The sequence below is a fragment of the Amycolatopsis sp. NPDC114478 genome (assembly GCF_055633805.1).
Window position 1 is genome coordinate 84,158 of the sequence record NZ_JBVKDO010000006.1, and the last position, 21,195, is coordinate 105,352.

The 21,195-nt window shown below is 71.7% G+C and carries 23 protein-coding genes; 9 read left to right on the forward strand and 14 right to left on the reverse strand.

The genetic code is table 11. The features are described from left to right. Nucleotides 1–33: 33 nt before the first annotated feature. The gene (locus ACZ7OH_RS18915; protein ID WP_470281945.1) at nt 34–1,428 is read left to right on the forward strand and encodes a mycothione reductase; all 1,395 of its coding nucleotides are present in this window, start codon (nt 34–36) and stop codon (nt 1,426–1,428) included. Nucleotides 1,429–1,434: 6 nt separating this feature from the next. On the opposite strand, the gene ACZ7OH_RS18920 is transcribed toward ACZ7OH_RS18915, so the two are convergent. The 3 genes from ACZ7OH_RS18920 to ACZ7OH_RS18930 are packed head-to-tail and all read right to left on the reverse strand — an operon-like array spanning nt 1,435 to nt 4,824. Further along, nucleotides 1,435–2,349, reverse strand: a complete 915-nt coding sequence (locus ACZ7OH_RS18920; RefSeq protein WP_470281946.1) for a proprotein convertase P-domain-containing protein — start codon at nt 2,347–2,349, stop codon at nt 1,435–1,437. Beyond that, nucleotides 2,346–3,575 (reverse strand): hypothetical protein, encoded by a 1,230-nt coding sequence (locus tag ACZ7OH_RS18925; RefSeq protein ID WP_470281947.1) that lies wholly within the window; start codon nt 3,573–3,575, stop codon nt 2,346–2,348. The genes ACZ7OH_RS18920 and ACZ7OH_RS18925 overlap by 4 nt, the downstream gene beginning before the upstream one ends. 28 nt (nt 3,576–3,603) lie before the next feature. Then, nucleotides 3,604–4,824 (reverse strand): CynX/NimT family MFS transporter, encoded by a 1,221-nt coding sequence (locus tag ACZ7OH_RS18930; RefSeq protein ID WP_470281948.1) that lies wholly within the window; start codon nt 4,822–4,824, stop codon nt 3,604–3,606. A 49-nt stretch (nt 4,825–4,873) separates the two neighbouring features. On the opposite strand from ACZ7OH_RS18930, the gene ACZ7OH_RS18935 reads away from it, so the two are divergent. From ACZ7OH_RS18935 to ACZ7OH_RS18955, 5 genes are all read left to right on the forward strand, one after another. Next, nucleotides 4,874–5,557 (forward strand): FadR/GntR family transcriptional regulator, encoded by a 684-nt coding sequence (locus ACZ7OH_RS18935; protein WP_470282241.1) that lies wholly within the window; start codon nt 4,874–4,876, stop codon nt 5,555–5,557. A gap of 92 nt (nt 5,558–5,649) precedes the next feature. Beyond that, entirely contained in the window at nt 5,650–6,147 is a 498-nt protein-coding gene (locus tag ACZ7OH_RS18940) for a hypothetical protein (protein WP_470281949.1), read from the forward strand. Between the two features lie 72 nt (nt 6,148–6,219). Continuing rightward, entirely contained in the window at nt 6,220–7,062 is an 843-nt protein-coding gene (locus ACZ7OH_RS18945; RefSeq protein WP_470281950.1) for a DUF4097 family beta strand repeat-containing protein, read from the forward strand. 27 nt (nt 7,063–7,089) lie between these two features. Continuing rightward, nucleotides 7,090–8,046: an ATP-binding cassette domain-containing protein gene (locus ACZ7OH_RS18950; protein WP_470281951.1), complete on the forward strand. Its 957-nt coding sequence runs from the start codon at nt 7,090–7,092 to the stop codon at nt 8,044–8,046. Beyond that, a complete protein-coding gene (locus ACZ7OH_RS18955) occupies nt 8,046–8,849 on the forward strand; it encodes an ABC transporter permease (protein ID WP_400903847.1) in 804 nt (267 codons plus the stop codon). The genes ACZ7OH_RS18950 and ACZ7OH_RS18955 overlap by 1 nt, the downstream gene beginning before the upstream one ends. A gap of 1 nt (nt 8,850) precedes the next feature. Here the strand turns inward: ACZ7OH_RS18955 and map are convergent, their stop codons facing one another. From map to ACZ7OH_RS18980, 5 genes are all read right to left on the reverse strand, one after another. Continuing rightward, the gene (map, locus tag ACZ7OH_RS18960) at nt 8,851–9,708 is read right to left on the reverse strand and encodes a type I methionyl aminopeptidase (protein ID WP_470281952.1); all 858 of its coding nucleotides are present in this window, start codon (nt 9,706–9,708) and stop codon (nt 8,851–8,853) included. Between the two features lie 24 nt (nt 9,709–9,732). Next, entirely contained in the window at nt 9,733–11,529 is a 1,797-nt protein-coding gene (locus ACZ7OH_RS18965) for a penicillin-binding transpeptidase domain-containing protein (RefSeq protein ID WP_470281953.1), read from the reverse strand. A gap of 61 nt (nt 11,530–11,590) precedes the next feature. Beyond that, nucleotides 11,591–12,445 carry a GNAT family N-acetyltransferase gene (locus ACZ7OH_RS18970; RefSeq protein ID WP_470281954.1) on the reverse strand — a complete coding sequence of 285 codons (855 nt, stop codon included), beginning with the start codon at nt 12,443–12,445 and terminating at the stop codon, nt 11,591–11,593. A gap of 424 nt (nt 12,446–12,869) precedes the next feature. Further along, nucleotides 12,870–13,262 carry a VOC family protein gene (locus tag ACZ7OH_RS18975; RefSeq protein WP_470281955.1) on the reverse strand — a complete coding sequence of 131 codons (393 nt, stop codon included), beginning with the start codon at nt 13,260–13,262 and terminating at the stop codon, nt 12,870–12,872. Next, complete coding sequence (locus tag ACZ7OH_RS18980) at nt 13,259–14,062, reverse strand: helix-turn-helix domain-containing protein (RefSeq protein ID WP_470281956.1); 804 nt, start codon at nt 14,060–14,062, stop codon at nt 13,259–13,261. The genes ACZ7OH_RS18975 and ACZ7OH_RS18980 overlap by 4 nt, the downstream gene beginning before the upstream one ends. An 83-nt stretch (nt 14,063–14,145) precedes the next feature. On the opposite strand from ACZ7OH_RS18980, the gene ACZ7OH_RS18985 reads away from it, so the two are divergent. Continuing rightward, nucleotides 14,146–14,400, forward strand: a complete 255-nt coding sequence (locus ACZ7OH_RS18985) for a hypothetical protein (RefSeq protein WP_155545387.1) — start codon at nt 14,146–14,148, stop codon at nt 14,398–14,400. On the opposite strand, the gene ACZ7OH_RS18990 is transcribed toward ACZ7OH_RS18985, so the two are convergent. From ACZ7OH_RS18990 to dxr, 4 genes are all read right to left on the reverse strand, one after another. Beyond that, nucleotides 14,389–14,979 carry a class I SAM-dependent methyltransferase gene (locus tag ACZ7OH_RS18990; protein ID WP_470281957.1) on the reverse strand — a complete coding sequence of 197 codons (591 nt, stop codon included), beginning with the start codon at nt 14,977–14,979 and terminating at the stop codon, nt 14,389–14,391. The two genes, ACZ7OH_RS18985 and ACZ7OH_RS18990, sit on opposite strands and share 12 nt — an antisense overlap. A gap of 37 nt (nt 14,980–15,016) precedes the next feature. Further along, nucleotides 15,017–16,150, reverse strand: a complete 1,134-nt coding sequence (gene ispG / locus ACZ7OH_RS18995) for a flavodoxin-dependent (E)-4-hydroxy-3-methylbut-2-enyl-diphosphate synthase (RefSeq protein ID WP_400904047.1) — start codon at nt 16,148–16,150, stop codon at nt 15,017–15,019. 136 nt (nt 16,151–16,286) lie between these two features. Beyond that, complete coding sequence (locus tag ACZ7OH_RS19000) at nt 16,287–17,501, reverse strand: M50 family metallopeptidase (protein ID WP_470281958.1); 1,215 nt, start codon at nt 17,499–17,501, stop codon at nt 16,287–16,289. Between the two features lie 3 nt (nt 17,502–17,504). After that, nucleotides 17,505–18,707 (reverse strand): 1-deoxy-D-xylulose-5-phosphate reductoisomerase, encoded by a 1,203-nt coding sequence (dxr, locus tag ACZ7OH_RS19005; protein WP_470281959.1) that lies wholly within the window; start codon nt 18,705–18,707, stop codon nt 17,505–17,507. 223 nt (nt 18,708–18,930) lie between these two features. Between dxr and ACZ7OH_RS19010 the strand changes: the two genes are divergently transcribed. Further along, nucleotides 18,931–19,188: a DUF2631 domain-containing protein gene (locus ACZ7OH_RS19010; protein ID WP_470281960.1), complete on the forward strand. Its 258-nt coding sequence runs from the start codon at nt 18,931–18,933 to the stop codon at nt 19,186–19,188. A gap of 25 nt (nt 19,189–19,213) precedes the next feature. Continuing rightward, complete coding sequence (locus ACZ7OH_RS19015) at nt 19,214–19,873, forward strand: peptidylprolyl isomerase (protein ID WP_470281961.1); 660 nt, start codon at nt 19,214–19,216, stop codon at nt 19,871–19,873. A gap of 24 nt (nt 19,874–19,897) precedes the next feature. On the opposite strand, the gene ACZ7OH_RS19020 is transcribed toward ACZ7OH_RS19015, so the two are convergent. After that, complete coding sequence (locus ACZ7OH_RS19020; protein WP_470281962.1) at nt 19,898–20,164, reverse strand: DUF6959 family protein; 267 nt, start codon at nt 20,162–20,164, stop codon at nt 19,898–19,900. A gap of 6 nt (nt 20,165–20,170) precedes the next feature. Next, a complete protein-coding gene (locus ACZ7OH_RS19025; RefSeq protein WP_470281963.1) occupies nt 20,171–20,734 on the reverse strand; it encodes a hypothetical protein in 564 nt (187 codons plus the stop codon). Nucleotides 20,735–21,195: the final 461 nt, after the last annotated feature.

Here is a 21,195-nt window from a genome sequence, read left to right on the forward strand (position 1 = left end):
GAACCGACCGGACCGAGCCCCGCGGAGGATGCAGTGCCCCACTACGACCTGGTGATCGTCGGGACGGGATCGGGGAACTCCATCCTCGGGCCCGACTTCGCCGGCAAGAAGACGGCGATCGTGGAGAAGGGCACCTTCGGTGGCACCTGCCTGAACGTCGGCTGCATCCCGACGAAGATGTTCGTGTACGCCGCCGATGTCGCGTACACGCCTTCGCACAGCGCGAAGTACGGCGTCGACGAAGAGCTGAAGGGCGTCCGCTGGCGCGACATCCGCGACCGGATCTTCGGCCGGATCGACCCGATCGCCGCCGGCGGCGCGGAGTATCGCCGCAGCCACGAGGACAACGCGAACGTCGACGTCTACGAGGGCACCGGCCGCTTCACCGGGCACAAGGAGCTGCGCGTCAGCTTCGCCGACGGCCGTCCGGACGAGGTCCTGACCGCCGACGAGTTCGTGCTCGCCGCGGGCGGGCGCCCGGTGATCCCGGACATCCCGGGCCTGGACGACGTCGAGTACTACACGTCCGACACGGTGATGCGGCTCGACGAGCTGCCCGAGCGGATCGTCATCCTGGGCGGCGGGTACATCGCGGCCGAGTTCGCGCACGTCTTCGCGTCGTTCGGCGTGCACGTCACGCTGGTCAACCGGTCCGGGCGCCTGCTGCGTTCGGAGGATGAAGAGGTCAGCGCGCGCTTCACCGAGCTGGCTTCGCAACGCTTCGACGTCCGCCTGGACCGCAAGACCGTCCGGGCGCGCAAGACCGGCAACGGCGTCGCGCTCGACCTCGAAGGCCCGCAGGGCGCCGAGACCGTCGAGGCCGAGCTGCTGCTGATCGCCACCGGGCGCCGCCCGAACTCCGATCTGCTGGACGTCGCGGCCACCGGAGTGACCACAATGGACAGTGGGCACGTCGTGGTCGACGACTACCAGGAGACCGTGGTCGAGGGCATCTACGCCCTCGGCGACCTGTCCTCGCCGCACGAGCTGAAGCACGTCGCGAACCACGAAGCCCGGGTGGTGCAGCACAACCTGGCGCACCCGGACGACCGGATCACCGCCGACCACCGGTTCGTGCCGCACGCGGTGTTCACCCACCCGCAGATCGCGTCGGTCGGGCTGACCGAGCAGAAGGCGCGCGAGAACGGCGTCTCCTACGTGACCTCGAAGCAGGACTACGCCGGGATCGCGTACGGCTGGGCGATGGAGGACACGACGGGCTTCGCGAAGCTCTTGGCCGACCCGGCGACGGGCCAGTTGCTGGGCGCGCACATCATCGGGCCGCAGGCGTCGTCGGTGATCCAGCCGCTGATCCAGGCGATGAGCTTCGGCCTGGACGCGCGGTCGATGGCCCGCGGCCAGTACTGGATCCACCCGGCGATGCCCGAGCTGGTCGAGAACGCGCTGCTCAACCTGCCCCTGGACTGACCCGGATCAGAGGGTGACGGACCAGGTGTCGAGGGTGCCGGTGTCGCCGGGCCCGTAGTCGGTGACGCGCAGCTGCCACGTGCCGGCCGCCGGGGTCGCCGTCGCCGGGACGGTGAAGGTGCGCGCGCCGCTCCACGGCGTGCACGTGCTGCCGCCGCTGTACTTGAGCGCGTACGCCTTGCCCCTCGGGTCCAGCAGCGTGATGCCGAGGTCCTCGGCGCACGTGTGCCGGATGGTCAGCGAGACGCCGATCGTGGCGGCCGCGCTGCCGGTGAGCGTCGAGGTGATCGGGCTGAACACCTGCTGGTAGTCGCGGATCGCGTAGTCCGTGTCGTTGGTCAGCGTCCGGCCGCCCGGCGCCGGGCCGCTGCCGGTGACCAGGGTGAGCTGCCATTTGCCCAGGGCCTCGATGACCGGCTGGAACAGCGACATGTCTCCGTCGGACGGGTTGTCCACGCACTGCGACGGGCCGCCGTCGTGCAGGCCGGTCGCCTTGTCCCCCAGCAGCCAGCCGCCGCCCGAGTCGCCGCCGAGGGAGCAGGCCGTCGTCCAGGTCAGGTCGTCGATCACGAGGCCGCCGCCGTAGTCGACGGACTTGTGCGTGTACTTCACCTCGCCGCACTGCCAGTGCGAGGTGTTGCCGGAGTGGCAGACGCGGTCGCCGACCATCGCCTCGGCCGCGCCGGTCAGCGTGACCGCCGGCTGGCCCCACGTGTTCACCGAACCCGAGAGGGTCCAGCCCGGCTCCGTCACCGCGACGACGCCCATGTCGCCTTCGCGGGCGTTGACGCTGTGGGTGCCGCCGACGTTCGACGTCCCGATCCGGTTCTGCTGCCCCGAAGCGCCGTACGCGGCTTGGTCGCGGTCGTTCGTGCAGTGGCCCGCGGTGAGGAAGTGCTTGGCGCCACTGGAATCCGTCACGGGGAAGCCGACCGAGCAGTTGCTCTCGCTGCCGGGCCACCACGGGTTGCCGGTCTGGATCGTGCCCGACTGCAGCCGCGGCGAATCTTCTTCGTCCGGTCGACGTCGACGCCGACGTCGTTGCCGCGGACGTCGACGCCCCAGCCGTAGACGCCGGGCACACCCGCCCCGACCAGCGCCCGGACGGCCGCGTCGGTGCGGTCCAGGTCGGTCTGACTCCGCTGACCACCTGCGCCGCGGCGCCCACCACACGCGCCTGACCTGCGGCTTCGGCGGTCGTCACGGCGACGGCCAGCCGGCCGGTGGCCGCGTCGAACCACTGCCCGGCGGCGTGCGCGCGGACCGCTTCGGGCAGCGTCGCGGCCAGCCGGTGCGCCCGGTGCTGCGCCCGGGCCTGATCGGCGGACAGCCCGAACGCCGCGGCGACGCCCGCCACCTCGGCGTCGGGGTGGTCCGGCGCCGCTTCGGCGGGCGCGACACCCAGTCCCAGCGCGGCCAACGCGCCCACGGCGGCACACCGCCGGCACCGCCTCCGGCGAGAACCGGATTTCGAGCACGTATTCGCGGACCGGCAGCCGGAACTTGCGTTCGTAGTTCGTCGCGACCGGGTGCGGCGGGCGATTCACGAGCGTGTGTTCGGTGAGCACCGTTTCGCCGCGCAGCAGCGGCCTGCCGAAGAGCAGCTCGACGACGAGGAGGCCGTCTTCCGGCCGGTGGACGCTGCGGCCCGGGTGGCAGCCGCGCAGCGAGTTCAGCTCCGGCAGCGGCCGGTCGTGCTCGTCCAGGTGCAGGATCACCACCCACCGGTCCGGGCCGTCGGCCTCGGCCCGCAACACCTGCCGCGACCGGATCTCCAGCTCTTCCCGGCCCGGGCCGACGAGGACGACGTCGTGCTGGCTCAGCCGGGTCAGCCGCTCGTCCCACCGGGTGTCCACATCGGACACCGCGGCGTCGATGCGCCGGCCGTCCGGCCAGAACCGGCCGATCTCCGCGGGCGCGGCCCGGCGCACCCGAGGCGGCCCGAGCAACGCGACGAGCGAGCCGGCCGGCACCTCGAGGACGGCTTCGAGCTGACGCAGCCCGCGCACCGAATCCCGCCGTTCCGGACGGCTGCGGCCGGACTGCCAGTAGCTCAGCGTCGCCGTCGTGACCGTGACCCCGCGGAGCCGCAGGTGCTCGCGCAGCCGGTCCAGGCTCAGCCCGCGGGCGCGGATGGCCGCGCGCACCGGGGCGAACCGCGTTAACAGTTAAGAATCAGACGAACCGGCGGCGCCCGGCGAGCGCGCCGAACACCATCTGGACCACCAGCAGGCCGAGCAGCATCGCCAGCGGCACGGTCCAGCCGTGCGCGACGTCGTGCAGCAGACCGAAGAGGAACGGCCCCAGCGCGGCGAACAGGTAGCCGAAGCCCTGCGCCATCCCGGACAGCCGGGCGGTGTCGGCGCCGGTCCGCGCGCGCAGCGCGATCACGGTCAGGGCCAGCGAGAACACGCTCATGCCGAGCCCGACCAGGATGCTCCACAGCAGCGGCGACCACGACGGCGCGAGCATCAGCCCGGTCGTCCCGGCGAAGCCGAACACGCCGAGGCCGACGATCCACGGACCCTGGCCACCGCGGGCGCGGGCCGCCATCGGCGCGATGAAGAGGCTGATCGGCACGGCGATCAGCGAGACCAGGCCGAACAGCAGGCCGGCCTGGTCGCGGGACACGCCCGCGTCCATCAGCACCTGCGGGAACCAGCCCATCGCCGCGTAGGCGTAGAAGGCCTGCAGGCCGAAGAACACCGTGACGATCCAGGCGAGCCGGCTGCGCAGCAGCGAGCGGCCACCGGCGGCGCCGGCGGCGGGCCGCGGCACCCGGCCGGTGCCGCGGGCTGCGAGAATCCACGCCAGCAGCGCCACGACGGCCACCACCGCCCAGCTCCCCAGCGCCGGGCGCCAGCCGCCGAACGCGTCGCCGAGCTGCGGGGTCACCGCCGACCCGAGGGCGCCGCCGCCCTGCAGGGCCGCGGTGTAGACGCCGGTCATGACGCCGATGCGGGCCGGGAAGGAGTCCTTGATGACGACCGGGATGAGCACGTTGATCAGGGCGATCCCGGCGGTGGCGACGAGCGTCCCGCCGAGCACGACGACCGGGCCGTCGACCACGCGCAGCACCAGCCCGGCCGCGAGCGCGCCCAGCGCGATCGCGATGGCGGCGCCGATGCCGGCCCGGCGCGCGAGCAGCGGCGCGGCCAGCCCGGCGCCCGCGAAGCAGAGCGTCGGCAACGTCGTGAGCACGCCCGCCCAGACGCCGGACGTCCCCAGGTCCGCGCGCATTTCGGCGAGCATGGGCCCGACGCCGGTGATGGCCGGGCGCAGGTTGAGCGCGGTGAGCACCACCGCGACCGCGAGCAGCGCGCCGGCGGCGACCACGCCCGGCGTCCGGACCTCCACGGCGCCGTCCAGTTCGAGTTCACGGTTTTCGACGCGCATGACCGCTACTATCGCATACGTAGGATGATTGGATGAAGGGATGACTCCTGTGCCTCTGGCCACCACCCGGCGCACCGGCCTGGTCGACCAGGTCATCGAGCAGCTGCGGACCGCGGTCGCGCAGGGCGACTGGCCCCTCGGCACGCGCATCCCGACCGAGGTCGAGCTGGGCGAACAGCTCGGCGTCGGGCGCAACACCGTCCGCGAAGCCGTGCGCGCGCTCGCGCACACCGGCCTGCTCGAAGTGCGCCAGGGCGACGGCACGTACGTGCGCGCGACCAGCGAGGTGTCAGGGGCGATCCGCCGGCTCTGCGGCGACGAGCTGCGCGAGGTCCTGCAGGTCCGGCGCACCCTCGAAGCCGAAGGCGCCCGGCTCGCCGCGCTCTCGCGCACCCACGAGGACATCGCGGAGCTGCGGACGCTGCTGGCCCGCCGCGAGACCGAGCTGCGCGAACGGCGCTGGGAGGACTTCGCGCACACCGACGCCGAGTTCCACATGGCGGTCGTGCGCGCCGGGCACAACGGCCTGCTCACCGAGCTCTACCGCGGGCTGACCGAGGTCATCACGGCGAGCGTCGCGGCGACGTCGAGCATCACGCCGGGCGTGGACCACGTGCCCGAAATCGGCCACGAAGGGCTCGCCGCCGCCATCGCCGAGCGCGATCCCGACCGCGCCGCGGCCGAGGCCTGCGGGTTCCTGGACGAGCTCCTGGAGCGCGTCGAACGCGCCTGACCAGCATATTCACCCTCGTTGGCACCACTTCTGACCCTTAAGGGTGCCAATTCAGGGTTGTCGTGGTGCCATCATGGCGCCATAGTTGTGCCATGGACCTGACACCACTCGTGGACAGCCTCCGCCGCGAGTTCGCGGTAGCCGCCGAGGCGGCCGGCGAGGAAGCTGTCGCCTTGGCCGAACGGCTGGCCTCCCCGCTGGAGGCCGCCATCCGGCTGACCCTGCTCGACACCCTCTCGGCCGCGGCCGACGAGATCACCCGCGACCTCGCGCCCGGCTCCGTCGAAGTCCGCCTTCGCCGCCGGGACGCCGAGTTCGCCGTCACGCTCCCGCCGTCACCCGCCGCCGAGCCGGCGGCTCCGGAGCCCGTCGCGCCGCCGCCGGAAGCCGACGACGGCGCCGTCTCCCGGATCAACCTGCGGCTGCCCGAGCAGCTGAAGCAGCGGGTCGAGGAGGCGGCGAGCCGGGACCGGCTCTCCACCAACGCCTGGCTCGTCCGGGCCGCGACCGCCGCGCTCGGCCCCGACCGCGGCCGCCCGACCCAGCGCCGGTCGGTGTTCGGCGAGAAGTACACCGGCTGGGTTCAGTAACCCCCTTTCGCTTTTTCCCACACGTCTCCGACCTGCGGAGACACCCCACGAGCACCCCAGGAGGGCGCAGCCATGCCTGTTTTCCCCACCCCCGAGCCGATCACGGCCACGATCGACGTCAGCGTCGCGGACGTCCGGATCGTCGCCGGGGACCGGGCGGAGACGACCGTCGAGGTCACCCCGGCGGACCCGGGCGACAGCGAGGACGTCAAGGCCGTCGCGAAGACCCGCGTCGAGTTCGCCGGCGGTGAACTGCTGGTCAAGGGCCCGAAGTACGTCACCAAGCTCTGGGGCAAGGGCGGTGCGCTGCACGTCACCGTCGAGCTGCCGGCCGGGTCGCGGATCACCGGCACCGCCGCGATGGGCGACTTCCGGGTCGGCGGCCGCGTCGGCGACAGCCGCTTCAAGACGTCCGTCGGCGACATCCACCTCGACGAGGCCGCCCGGCTCGAGGCGAGCACGGCGACCGGCGACGTCAGCGTCGACCGCGCCACCGGGCACGCCGAGATCGGCACCGGCTCCGGCGAGCTGCGGATCCGCGAGATCGACGGCACCGCCGTGCTGAAGAACTCCAACGGCGAGACCCGCGTCGGCGAAGTGACGGGCGACCTGCGGGTGAACGTCGCCAACGGCGACATCCTCGTCGACCTCGCCCACGCCGGCGTGCACGCCAAGACCGCGTCGGGCGACATCCGGCTCGGCGAGGTCATCCGCGACCGGGTCGTGCTGGAGACCGCCGTCGGCGAGATCGAGGTCGGCATCCGCGAAGGCAGTGCCGCGTGGCTCGAACTCAACTCCCTGACCGGCTCCGTGCGCAACACGCTCAGCGCCGCCGACGGGCCCGGGGGCAGCACCGAGACCGTCGAGGTCAAGGCCCACACCTACACCGGCGACATCGTCGTCCGCCGCGCCTGAAGACTCACGAGACAAAGGGGAAGATCCATGCCAGACGCCATCGTGGCCGAGGGACTGGTCAAGAAGTACGGGAAGGTCGCCGCGCTCGACGGCATGACGCTCTCGGTGCCCGAAGGCACCGTGCTCGGCGTGCTCGGGCCGAACGGCGCCGGGAAAACCACCACCGTCCAGATCCTCACGACGCTGCAGAAGCCGGACGCGGGCCGGGCGACGGTCGCCGGGTTCGACGTCGTCAAGGACGCGCCCGAGCTGCGTTCGCACATCGGCGCGTCGGGGCAGTACGCCGCCGTCGACCCGGAGCTGACCGGGGCCGAGAACCTCGAAATGGTCGGCCGGCTGTACCACCTCGGCACCAAGCGGGCCAAGGCCCGCGGCCGGGAGCTGCTGGCCCGGTTCAGCCTCGCCGACGCCGCCGACCGCCCGGTCAAGGGCTACTCCGGCGGCATGCGGCGCCGGCTCGACCTGGCCGGCGCGCTGGTCGCGAACCCGCCGGTGCTGTTCCTCGACGAGCCCACCACCGGGCTCGACCCGCGGGCCCGCACCGAGCTGTGGGACGTCATCACCGAGCTGGTCGCGAACGGGACCACGCTGCTGCTCACCACCCAGTACCTGGAAGAGGCCGACCGGCTGGCCGACAGCATCGCCGTCGTCGACCACGGGCGCGTGATCGCCCGCGGCACCGCCGACGAGCTGAAGGACCTCGTCGGCGGCGAGCGGATCGAGCTCACCGTCGGCACGCACGACGACGTCGTCGTCGCGCAGCGAGCGCTGGCCCGGCTGGCCAGCGGCGAGCCGCAGGCGGAGGGCTTCCGGCTCACCGTGCCCGTGTCCCACGGCGCGAAAGCGCTTACCGAGGCGCTGGCGCTGCTGGCCGTCGACGGCGTCGACGTCCGCGACGTCGGTGTCCGCCGCCCCACCCTCGACGACGTTTTCCTCACCCTCACCGGTCACGAGGTGGCCGAAACCGCGAAGGAGGCCGTGTGATGAACGCGGTGCAGATGGCCGTGACCGACGGCGTGACGGTCGCCAAGCGCAACTCGATCAAGATCTTCCGGTCGCTGGACCTGCTCGGGTCCCTCGTCTTCACGCCGGTGATGTTCGTGCTGCTCTTCGGGTACGTGTTCGGCAGCGTGATCGACATCCCCGGCCTGTCCTACCGCGAGTTCATGCTGCCGGGGATCTTCACCCTCGCGGTGGCGATGGGCGGCATCGTCACCGGCTACGGGCTGACCGACGACCTGCAGAAGGGCATCATCGACCGGTTCCGTTCGCTGCCGATGTCCCCGGCCGCGGTGCTGATCGGGCGGACCACCGCCGACCTCATCCTCAGCACGGCGAGCCTGCTCATCATGGGCCTGGTCGGCCTGCTGGTCGGCTGGCGCATCCACACGAGCGTGCTCGAGGCGCTGGGCGGGATCGTCCTGCTGCTGGCGTTCTCCTACGCGCTGTCGTGGGTGATGGGCGCGCTCGGCCTGGCCGTGCGCAAGCCCGAGGTGTTCAACAACGTCTCGATGGTGGTCGTCTTCCCGCTGACGTTCCTGGCCAACACGTTCGTCGACAGCGGCCGGCTGCCCGGCCCGCTGCGGGCGATCGCGGACTGGAACCCGGTCTCGGCGGTCACCCAGGCGGCGCGGGAGCTGTTCGGCAACACGAGCGCCGCCCTCCCGCCGCGCGACGTCTGGCCGATGCAGCACGCGCTCCTGGCGTCGGTGCTGTGGATCGCGGTGCTGCTGGTGGTCTTCGTGCCGCTTTCGGTGCGCTGCTACAAGAAGGCCACGAGCCACTGACTCAAGGCAGTGTGAGGATCTCGCTGCCGTCGGCCGTCACCACGAGGGTGTGCTCGAACTGGGCCGTCCACTTCTTGTCCTTCGTGGTGACGGTCCAGTCGTCCGGCCAGATGTCGTAGTCGATGGTGCCCAGGGTGATCATCGGCTCGATCGTGAAGGTCATGCCCTCCTCGATGATCGTGTCGACGGAGGGCTCTTCGTAGTGCAGGACCGTCGGGGGCGTGTGGAACGCCGGGCCGACGCCGTGGCCGGTGAAGTCGCGGACCACCCCGTAGCCGAAGCGCTTCGCGTAGGACTCGATGACCCGGCCGATCACGTTGAGCTGCCGGCCCGGCCGGACCGCCTTGATCGCCCGCATCGTCGCCTCGCGGGTGCGCTCGACCAGCAGGCGGGCCTCCTCCGAGACGTCGCCGGCCAGGAACGTCGCGTTCGTGTCGCCGTGGACGCCGCCGATGTAGGCGGTGACGTCGATGTTGCAGATGTCGCCGTCCTCGATCACCGTCGAGTCCGGGATGCCGTGGCAGATCACCTCGTTGAGCGAGGTGCAGCACGACTTCGGGAACCGGCGGTAGCCCAGCGTCGAGGGGTAGGCGTGGTGGTCGAGCAGGAACTCGTGCACCACCTTGTCGATGTCGTCCGTGGTGGCGCCGGGCTTGACGGCCTTGCCGCCCTCTTCCAGCGCCTGCGCCGCGATCCGGCTCGCCACGCGCATCGCTTCGATCACCTCGGGCGTGCGCACGCCGCTGCCGGTGTCCCGCTTCGGCGCCGGCTTGTCCACGTACTCGGGGCGGGCGATGGAGGTCGGGACTTCACGGCGGGGCGTCTGGACGCCGGGAACCAGCGGGGCACGAACGGACATGCCCCCCACTTTACGACGGTCCGCTCAGCCGATCCCCGCCAGGAACCGGTGCGCGGCCTGCACCGCCGGTTTCGACGACCCGGCCTCGGTGAGCAGTACGGCGAACGCCAGGTCGCCGCGGTAGCCGACGAACCAGCCGTGCGAGCGGGAGCCGTCGCCGAACTGGGCGGTGCCGGTCTTGCCCGCGACGTCCGGGATGTCCCGCAGCCCGGTCGCGGTGCCGCTGGTGACGACCTCGCGCATCATCCCGCGCAGCGCGTCGAGGACGTCCTGCGACGGCGCGTCGCCGACGTTCTTCGTGGTCGCGGGCATGCCCCGGACGATCGACGGCGTCGGCACCTTCCCGGCCTGGACCGTGGCCGCGGCCAGCGCCAGGCCGAACGGGCTGGTCACGACCGTGCCCTGGCCGAAGCCGTTCTCCGCGCGCTGGACGGCCGAGTCGCTGGCCGGGACGGCGCCGGTGACCGTGGTCAGGCCGGGGACCACGAAGTCCGCGCCGATGCCGAACGAGCGGGCGGCGTCGGTGAGCGCCGTGGACGGCAACCCGGCGGCGAGCCGGGCGAAGGTGGTGTTGCACGAGCGCGCGAACGCCGTCTTAAGCGGGACGCGCCCGAGGTCGAACCGGCCTTCGTTCGGGATGACGCGGTTCTCGATCGTCGTCGTGCCGGGGCAGTCGACCGGGCTGCCGGACTCGACGTCACCCGCCGACAGCGCGGCCGCCGCCGTGACGATCTTGAACGTCGACCCGGGCGGGAAGCGGCCGGCCAGCGCCAGCGAGCCTTCGTCGTTCGCGGCGGCGTTCTGCGCGACGGCGAGGATGTCGCCGGTCGAGGGCTGGATCGCCACCAGCGCGGCCGGGTACTGCTCGATGTCGAGGGCCTTCTCGGCGGCGACCTGGACCTTCGTGCTCAGCGTGCTGGTGACCGCGGGCGACGGGCGCGGTGGCTCGGCCCGCAGCTCGGACACCTCGCCGCCGGTGACGTCCCGGGTGACGATCCGCCAGCCCGCCGCCCCGGCCAGCTGCTGCTCGACCAGCGCGCGGATGGCGGGGAGGACCTGCTGCCCGGAGCCGCGCGTGACCGGCAGCAGCCGTTCCTGGCTGGCGAACCGGACGCCGGGCAGATCGTAGATCACCGGCTTGACGCGCTGGTAGTCCCCGGCCCGCAGGGTGATCACCGAGTAGGCGTCGCCGGGTTTGGTCTTGCTCATGCCGTCCAGCACCGAGCGTCCGGTGACCGACGGCTCGTACCGGTGCAGCGCCCTCGCGAGCGAGCCCGCGACGGCGCTCGCGTCACCGGCCTTCTGCGGGTCGACGACCACGCCGATGACGGTCTGCGGGCGCATCAGCGGCACGCCGTCGCGGTCGAGGACCGGCGCGGTTTCGGGCAGCTGCGGCAGCAGGCCGAGGGTCTGGCCGACGGCCAGCTGCGGGTGCACGACCGTCGGCTGCCAGTGCACCTGCCAGCCGTTCTCGGCCGCGCGCAGCAGGGCGTCGGCGCGGTAGGTCCAGGTGCGGCCCTGGGCGAGGTGCCAGGTGAGCTGGTAGCTCGCCGTGACGGTGTCGCCGCTCGCCGGCTCCTTGACCTCTTCGTCGTCGACGTCGAGGGACTCGGGTTCGAGCACGCCGCGGACCTGGTTCAGCACGGTCGTGGCGGCGTCGGGCGAATCGGTGTTCGCGGCCGCGGTGGCGACGTCGCCGGCCGCGACGGCGTCGAGGAAGGCGGACAGGGCGTCCTCGGGACTGTCGCCCGAGCACCCGGCCGTGGTCGCGGCGGCGAGCAGCAGCACCGCGAGCGCACCACAGCGTCGACGTGCACTCATGGCGGGATGATGCCTGGTCAGCGCGGTGTCGCGGCCCTGAAACGCCGCCACGGAAGAGTGGCTAGAAGAGCACCGTGGCGTACTGGCCGACCTGCTTGAAGCCGATCTTGCGGTAGGCGGCGAGGGCCGGGCTGTTGAAGGCGTTGACGTACAGGCTGGCGGTGCGGCCCAGGCCGCGGACGAGCCGGTTGACGACGGCCGCCGTGCCGGCGGTGCCGAGGCCGTCGCCGCGGCGGTCCGGGTGCACCCAGACGCCCTGGATCTGCCCGACGGTCGCCGACATGGCGCCGATCTCGGCCTTGAAGACGACTTCGCCGTTTTCGAAGCGGGCGAAGGCGCGCCCGGCGCCGATGAGCTCGGTGACGCGGGCGCGGTAGCTGGCGCCGCCGTCACCGCTGCGCGGGTCGACGCCGACCTCCTCGATGAACATGGCGACGGCCGCGGGCAGGTAGCGCTCGAGCTCGTCCGGCCGGACCGCGCGGACCTGCGGGTCCGCCTTGACCAGCGGCTGGGTGTCCAGCGCCAGCAGCGGTTGGTCGTCGCGGACCTCACGGGCCGGGCCCCACTCGCCTTCGAGCTCGTCCCACAAGCCGAGGACCTGCTCGGCCGGGCCGACGAGCGAGGAGCAGGTGCGCTGACGGCGGAGGGCGCGGTCGGCGAAGGAGCGCAACGCGGGCGCGTTGCCCCGCAGCGGGATCAGGTTGGGCCCGGAAAAGCACAGCCCTTGGAGCCGCCCGGCGCGAACCGGCCGGCTGTCGGCGGCCCAGAGCTCGCCACCGAGCCGCCACGGGTCGAGGCCCGCGGCCTCGACCCGGGCGCTGACCATGCAGCTGCCCACCGGGTCGGCGGCGAGCGCGGCACGGACCGCCGGATAGTCCCGATCATCGAGCAGCCGTGCACCTGCAAGCCGCAACACGGGCTCCAGGGTGCCAGATTCGGCCGGTAAACGGAACGCGAGGTCGTCGACACGGTGAGATGAACAGCCCGGTTCGGGCTCCGGGGGCAGAATCGGCGCAGCGGAGGAGGCCGGCGCGCTGCGGGCAGGCTCGCGCTCAGCGGCGAGCCGCGCCCCGGGTCGCGCTCGCCGGAGGCCGCCCTGCTCAGCGGCGAGCCGCGCCCGTGCCGTTCGCCGTTGGCCGCGCCACCCCGCAGCGAACCGCGCCCGTGCCACCCGCCGCAAGCCACCCCACCCAGCAGCGAGCCCCGCCCGTGCCACCCGCCGCAAGCCACCCCACCCAGCAGCGAGCCGCGCCCGTGCCGCGCTCGCCGGAGGCCGCCCTGCTCAGCGGCGAGCCGCGCCCGTGCCGCTCGTCGGAAGCCGCTCCCCGCGGCCGCCGTGGTCAGGGGGCGCCGCGGTAGGTGCCGATCGTCCAGGCGTTGCCCTCCGGGTCGCGGAGGCTGAACGTGTGCGAGCCGTACTCGGTGTCCGTCAGCTCGGCCGTCACCTCCGCGCCCGCGGCCTTCACCCGCTCGTGGATCTCGTCCACCTTGTCCGACACCACGTACACCGCGCCGGTGCCGGGCTTCATCGCGTCGTGCACGCCGTCCGGGCCGCGGACGCTGCCCAGCATCACCGCGCCGCCCTCGGGCCAGCGCAGCTCGGCGTGCGCGATCAAGTCGCCTTCGGGCACCACCAGCGTCTCGGTGAAGCCCAGGACGTCGACCAGGAAACGGACCGCCGCCGGGGCGTCGTCGTAGCGGAGGGCGGGCCACACGTTCGGTTCAGGAGTCATACCCGGGAGTCTTGCCGCGCCGCGACCTCCTCGTCTTGGAGGAACGGGAGCTCCTCGGCGATCCACGTCCCCGGCGTGCACCCGGCCAGCGCGCGCCACTCGTTGGTCAGGTGCGCCTGGTCGTAGTAGCCGCACTCGACGGCCAGCCCGGCCAGGTCCGTGCGCCCGCGCCTCAGCAGCCGACCAGCCCGCTCGAACCGCAGGACCCGCGCCACCTGCTTCGGCGCCAGCCCCAGCTCCGCGCGGAACCGCTCCCCCAGGTGCCGGCGGCTCCAGCCGACCTCGCCCGCCAGGTCCGCGACGCGCACCTGGCCGTCCGCGCCCCGCATCCGCCGCCACGCCTCCCCCAGCTCGGGCGGCGGCGCCACCGGTTCGACGGCCCGCGCGGCCAGCACGTCGTCGAGCAATCGGAACCGCTCGTCCCAGGTCAGGTCGCGCAACCGGTCCGGCAGCGTCCCCAGGCCGAACTCGGCCAGGTCCACCACTTCCCCGCTCAGCTCCGCCGCCGTGACGCCGAACAGCGTCCGGACGCCCAGCGGGTCCAGCTCCAGCTGCAGCCCTTCCTGCACGCGGTCCTGCCGGATCAGCACCGCGCTCGTGTGCAGGCCGCCGACCAGCGCCTGCAGGGCGTGCCCGGCCATCCGCACCGGCCCGGCGAGGCTGATGACGAGCGTCACGTGCCGGGAGGGCAGCCCGCGGTGGACCGGCAGCGTCACCCCGCTCTGCGCGTACCCGACATAGCGCGTGACCAGGGGCCGCACCACTGGGTGCGGCTGGTGAATGGCCCAGGTCACGCTCACGAATGCCAGCGTAAACGTCACCACCGACAGTTCCCGGTCTGCTAACACGGAGAGTGCGTCCCCACCGCGGAAGGAACCACCCGATGACGATCCAGGAACAGGCGCAGCAGCTGGAGCTGCTCGCCGACCAGGTGCCCACCGGCATCGCGCTCGCCACCAAGAGCGACCTCGAAGACCTGCAGGCCCAGGTGCTCGGCCTCCTCGGGGAGACCTCGACGGCGACCGCCATCCAGGGCTCGATCCAGCTGGCGTCGCAGCAGATCGACGAGGTCGCCGCCGCGCTGGAGAACGTCCGCCTGCAGATCCGCGACGCCGCCCAGCACCACCTACAGGGCTGACTCGTAGTAGGAGTGGACCGCCGGCTGGCCCGTGTAGTTGGGGCCGGCCCGGTCGTCCGCACCGAGGTAGCGGAACGGCAGGACGCCGGTGAACGGGCCGGTGCGCCGGATCCGGCGAGCCCGTGGATCGCACCCGAAACCGGCTTCCCGCAAGGCCGGCAGGAGCCGCCGCGCGCCACCCGGCAGCCGGACGCCGGAGACGTCGAAGTTCGCCACGAACACGCCGGTTTCGCTCAGCCACGACGCCGCCCGCTGCAGCGCGCCCAGCTTGTCGCCGACGTAGTGCAGCCCGTGCACGCAGGTCACGAGGTCGAACCGGCCCGAGGGCGTCCACGTCGTGATCGACGCCGTTTCGAACCGCACGGGCCCGGCCGCCGCGAAGTAGCCGACCAGGTCGACGCCGGTGATGTCGAGGTCCGGCCGGGCCGCCGCGGCGTCGAGCAGCGCGCGCCCGCTGCCGCAGCACAGGTCCAGCCAGCGCGCGCCCGGCGGCAGGCCCAGGATGTCGAACCCGAGCACCCGCGAGTAGCCGTCTCGACCGGCCAACCGGCGCTCGCGGTTCATCGCGCGGTTGGCCACTACGGACGACGCCTCGAGGGCATCGTCCGGCAGCAGGTCAGCCGGCGGTGACGACCGGCGCGCCCTCGCCAAGGGTCTCGCCCGCCTCTTCGGCGATGCGCATGGCCTCTTCGATGAGCGTCTCGACGATCGCGTGCTCGGGCACGGTCTTGATGACCTCGCCCTTGACGAAGATCTGGCCCTTGCCGTTGCCCGACGCCACGCCGAGGTCGGCCTCGCGGGCCTCGCCCGGGCCGTTGACGACGCAGCCCATGACGGCCACGCGCAGCGGGATCTCCATGCCCTCGAGCCCGGCCGTGACCTGCTCGGCCAGCGTGTAGACGTCGACCTGCGCGCGCCCGCACGACGGGCACGACACGATCTCCAGCTTGCGCTGCTTGAGGTTCAGCGACTGCAGGATCTGGATGCCGACCTTGACCTCTTCGACCGGCGGCGCGGACAGCGAGACGCGGATCGTGTCGCCGATGCCCTGGCGCAGCAGCGCGCCGAACGCGACGGCCGACTTGATCGTGCCCTGGAACGCCGGGCCCGCCTCGGTGACACCGAGGTGCAGCGGGTAGTCGCACTGCTCGGCGAGGAGCTCGTACGCGCGCACCATGACCACCGGGTCGTTGTGCTTCACCGAGATCTTGATGTCGTGGAAGTCGTGTTCGGCGAACAGCGACGCCTCCCACAGCGCCGACTCCGCGAGCGCCTCCGGCGTCGCCTTGCCGTACTTGTCCATGATCCGCTTGTCCAGCGAGCCGGCGTTGACGCCGATCCGGATCGGCGTGCCGTGGTCCTTCGCGGCCTGCGCGATCTCCTTGACCTGGTCGTCGAACTTCCGGATGTTGCCCGGGTTCACGCGCACCGCGGCGCAGCCGGCCTCGATCGCGGCGAAGACGTACTTCGGCTGGAAGTGGATGTCGGCGATCACCGGGATCTGCGACTTGCGCGCGATCGCGGGCAGCGCCTCGGCGTCGTCGGCCGACGGGCAGGCCACGCGGACGATGTCGCAGCCCGCGGCGGTCAGCTCGGCGATCTGCTGCAGGGTCGCGTTGACGTCGGAGGTGAGCGTCGTCGTCATCGACTGGACGGAGATCGGGAAGTCGCTGCCGACGCCGACCGGGCCCACGTGGAGCTGGCGGGTCTTGCGGCGCTCGGAGAGGACGGGCGGGGGCAGGGCTGGCATACCGAGTGCGACGGTCACGGCCTCCAGCGTACCTACCCCGACCGGGCCACCTTCACCAAGTCAACCGTCACGGTGAGCAGCGTTACGGCCTGTGTGACGCACCACGGAGGGGCCGGAACCCCTCCGTGACCGGTCGCTACTGCAGGCGGATCGGGTTGACGATGTCCGCGGTCACCGTGAGTAGCGTGACCGCGCCGCCGATGAGCACCAGCACCATCGTGATCCCGGACAGCCTGGTGTAGTCGACGGGCCCGCCGGCCACCTTGCCCCGCCGGGCGCGGATCCAGTCGCGGACGCGCTCGTACCAGACCACCGCGATGTGGCCGCCGTCCAGCGGCAGCAGCGGCAGCAGGTTGAACACGCCGATGAAGAAGTTCAGGCTGGCCAGCAGGAAGAAGAACAGCACCCAGATGCCCCGCTCGACGGCCTCGCCGCCGATCCGGCTCGCGCCGACGACGCTGACCGGGGTGTTCGGGTCGCGCTCCCCGCCGAAGATCGCGGTGACGACGGCGGGGATGCGCTGGGGGAACTCGACGAGCCGCTGGGCCGTCTCGGCGAACATCGTGCCGGTGAAGCTGAAGGTGGCGCCGACCGCGGCCACCGGGCCGTACTGGGTGGTCACGGCGGGCTGCTGCGGGGAGGCGCCGATCATGCCGACCTCCTTGACGCCGGCGCTGGTCCAGCGCTGCACCTGGGGCACGTCGACGATGAGCGCGAGCCGCTGGTCACCGCGCTGGACGTCGAACTCGGTGCGCCCCTTGGTGGCCTGCACGGCCGCGAGCATCTCCGTCCAGCTCGCGACCGGCTTGCCGCCGACCGCGAGGATCTTGTCGCCGGCCCGCAGCCCGGCCGCCTCGGCCGGCCGCACGGCCCCCGGCGGGCACGTGGTGTCCTTGGCCTGCTCCTCGGTCGTCGCCGACCGCGCGCAGGACGTCGCCGACAGCACCGGCGTGGTGTCGGCGGGGGCCAGGTTCGGCAGGCCCATCGTCACGGCCATCAGGTAAAGCACGACGAAGCCGAGGATGAAGTGCGTGACCGACCCGGCGGACATCACGACCGTGCGCTTCCAGGTCTTGAACCGCCACATCGCGCGCGGCGCCTCGTCCGGCGTCACCTCGTCGAGCGCGGTCATGCCGGCGATGTCGCAGAACCCGCCGAGCGGGATCCACTTGAGGCCGTATTCGGTCTCCCCGCGGCGCCAGGAGAACACGGTGGGCCCGAAGCCCACGAAGTACCGGCGGACCTTCATGCCGAAGGCCTTGGCCGTGACCATGTGGCCGGCCTCGTGCAGTGCGACGGAGACGCAGATCCCCAGCGCGAAGAGCACCACACCGATGATGTAGGCGAGCACCCGCTACTTCCCCTCGATGATCGAACCGGCCCGCGCGCGAGCCCAGCGCTCGGCGGCGAGAACGTCCTCGACGTCGCGCGGTTCGCGACGCCACTCGTCGGCGGCTCCCACCACCTCGGAAACAGTGTCCACTATCGACGTGAAGCCGGTGTTCTGCGCCAGGAACGCCGCGACGAGCTCCTCGTTCGCGGCGTTGTACACGGCGGGCAGGCAGCCGCCCACCGTGCCGCAGTGGCGGGCCAGCTCGACGGCCGGGAAGGCCTCGTCGTCCAGCGGCTCGAAGGTCCAGGTCGCGGCCTTGTCCCAGGTGCAGGCGGGGGCGGCGTCGGGGACGCGGTCGGGCCAGTGCAGCGCGAGCGCGATCGGCAGCCGCATGTCGGGCGGGCTGGCCTGGGCGATCGTCGAGCCGTCGGTGAAGGTCACCATCGAGTGCACGATCGACTGCGGGTGCACGGTGACGTCGATCCGCTCGGGCTCGATGTCGAACAGCAGCGCCGCCTCGATCAGCTCCAGGCCCTTGTTGACCAGGGTCGAGGAGTTGATCGTGATCAGCGGGCCCATCGACCAGGTCGGATGCGCCATCGCCTGCTCGACGGTGACATCCGCCAGTTCGGCGCGCTTGCGGCCGCGGAACGGGCCACCGGAGGCGGTGAGGACGAGCCGGGCGACTTCGTTCTGGCGGCCGGCCCGCAGGGCCTGCGCGATGGCGGAGTGCTCGGAGTCGACGGGCACGAGCTGCCCGGGCTTCGCGGCGGCGAGCACGAGCGGGCCGCCGGCGATGAGGGACTCCTTGTTCGCGAGCGCGAGGGTGGCGCCGGTGGCGAGCGCCTTGAGCGTCGGCTCGAGGCCGCGGGAGCCGGGCAGGGCGTTGAGGACGGTGTCGACTTTGACGGCGTCGATCAGCTCGGTGACGGCGTCGGAGCCGGCGAAGAGCCGGGGGAGCTTGAAGTCACCCTGGGAGTAACCGCGCTTCTGGGCCTCGGCGTACAGCGCGAGCTGCACGTCTTCGGCGGCGGTGGCCTTGGTCACGGCCACGGCCTCGACCCCGTGGGCGAGCGCTTGCGCGGCGAGCGCGGCCGGATCGGCACCGCCCGCCGCGATGCCGGCCACCCGGAAGAGGTGCGGGTTGCGGGCCGCGACGTCCAGGGCCTGCACGCCGATGGACCCGGTGGAGCCGAGCACGAGAACGCTTCGCGAGGTAGTCATCGCGGGTCATTGTCGCGCGGGCCGTGTCCGCGGCGCACCCGGAGGTTCGGTGGGCGGCGGGCCGGTCCGGGGCTCGTCACGCGGGCGGGTTCGCGGCGCGGCCCGGGGGCGGCGTTTCGGGGCTCGCGGGAGTGGCCGGCGCCACGCGGGGCGTCTCCGCGGCGCACCCGGAGGTGTGGGATCATCGGCGCGTCCGTGGTTCATGGGTCTTGAGGAGTTCATCGTGGCAGGCAAGGCGGTCGAGAAGCGGCGTCCCGAGGTCGACCCGCGCGACGAGCCGTCGGCGGCCTGGGGCTGGCACGGCTCGTTCCCGAAGGCCACCCGGATCGCCGGCTGGGTCAGCGCGGTCATCCTGCTGCTGATGATCAAGGGCAACCACGAGAACAACACCGAGAACGTCTGGCTCGTCGGCCTCTCGCTGTTCCTGATCCTGCTGCTCGTGCTGGACATCCGCAAGCAGCGCACAGCCTGGCGCAAGTAGTTCGTTTCCGGCTAACGTGCCGGGCATGAAGCTGCGCTGGGGTCTGGCTCTCGTCGGTGTTCTGGGTGCGTTGCTGCTGGCTCCGGCTACGGCATCCGCCGCCCCGGTATTCACCCAGTGCTCGTTCACCCCGACGCCTTCGAACCCGGCCGCGCGGCCGGTGGTGCGTCCGCTCCCGTTCGCGTTGACGCGCGGGACGGTCGACGTGACGTTCCGGTTCAACTACGGACCGGTGACGGTGCGCCTGAACCGCGCCGGGGCGGCACCGTGCGCGGTGCACAACATGGTTTCACTGATCCTGCAGCGGTTCTACGACCATTCGCAGTGCTGGCGGCTTTCGAACTCTTCTCGGTTGGGCGTTCTCCAGTGCGGGGACATCTACGAGGTCGAGAAGGGCGGACCGGGGTACAAGTTCCCGGACGAGGTCACCGGGGCGGAGACCTACCCGCGCGGGACCGTGGCGATGGGGAACCAGGGGCCCGGGACCAATGGATCGGAGTTCTTCATCGTGCATTCGTTCGCGAACATCCCGGCGAACTACTCGGTGCTGGGGACTGTGGTGCGGGGGATGTCGGCCATCGATCGGATGGTGGCGGACGGGATCATCCCGACCGACCCGAACGGGCCGCTGGACGGGGCACCGGCCAAGCCGGTGAAGATCCAGCGGGCCACGCTCAGCCGGTAGGTCACCAGAAGTCAGGCCAACCGCTCAATAGGGCAAGTCGAGATTCGCTTCACGCATCATCGACTCGTAAGAGTCGGTGAGCGCCTTGATGACCTCGACAACCTCACGAAGGGCCTCGTCGAACTCGTCGCCCTCGCCCTGCGGGCGAAGTTCCATCAGATCATCGACGACGGACTCCACCTGCTTCAGGGAATCACCCTGCACCAGAAGACCCGGATATTTCCGGCCGTCGAGCTGGACCAAGGCGTGGTTGCCACGTCGACCGTGCACCCTCGCAAAACTCTCACTCACAGCGCATCATTCCGGATAAAAGGTGATAAATGGTCGACCCTCAACGATTCTCCCCTTGAAAATGTCAATTCTATTCCTGATCGGCCCCAGTGTAACATCGCCCGCCGGAAGGGAAGTTCGCACGCGACTGCTGTTGCGGCCGTTGATGCCGGTGATGACGTAGTCCCAGTCCGAGAGCGGCCCCGCCTCGCCAGTAGCCCTGGACCCCACCACCGATACCGGCATATTCAGCCGGTCGGCCACATTCTGGATACGAGTACGTTCATTTCCCGACAATGCCGAGATCTTCCCGCCGGAGCCGTATTCGACATTGCCCTCCCGGACCGGAACGCCGTCGCTACCAGGGACCTCGTCGCAGGAGAAGCCTGTCCTCCTTGTGCCACCGTTTCCGTCATCTCGCAGCACGCCCCCGGCGCAGTTGTCCCAGACGGGCGCCTGTGCCGGCAGCAATGGGGACGGGACCGGCGGATCCACATCACGGACCACCGGGTTCTTCGGGTCCAGGACCTGCTTGAGGAAGTCCGCGTAGATCTTCACCAGATCCTGCAGTTCTCCCAGCAGGCCCGCCACCACGCTCGCCGGCAGGTTCGGGTCCGAGGAGACCCCGCCACCGCCGTAGTACGGGTTCTTCGCGCCGTCCGGGATGGGGTCCGCGACCAGGCGGGCCTTCTCGGTCTGGTCCTCGCGAGCCTTGAGGCCCGGCGGCGGGGGCGGGGGCGGGGGTACGCATCGCCAGCAGCCACCGCGCGGCGGCAAGCACGCGGAGCAGCCGCCGCCATTCGACGGGGAGACACCCGGGGATTGGTAGGTCGGTGGTGTGCTGAGCTGGTGGCCGGTCGGCGGCTATTCCTCGAGCGCCGCACCCTCCATGCCGCGCGAAGACGAGCCCGCCCTCCCGCGAGCCGTTCGATCTTCACATCGATCTCATGGTCGGGCCGTTACCTCTTCTTTTACAATTGGTCCGTTCGGCCTAAAACCAACGGCGGGAGCAGCCCGTGAAACGGCAACGGGCCGGACGTCACCGAGTGGTG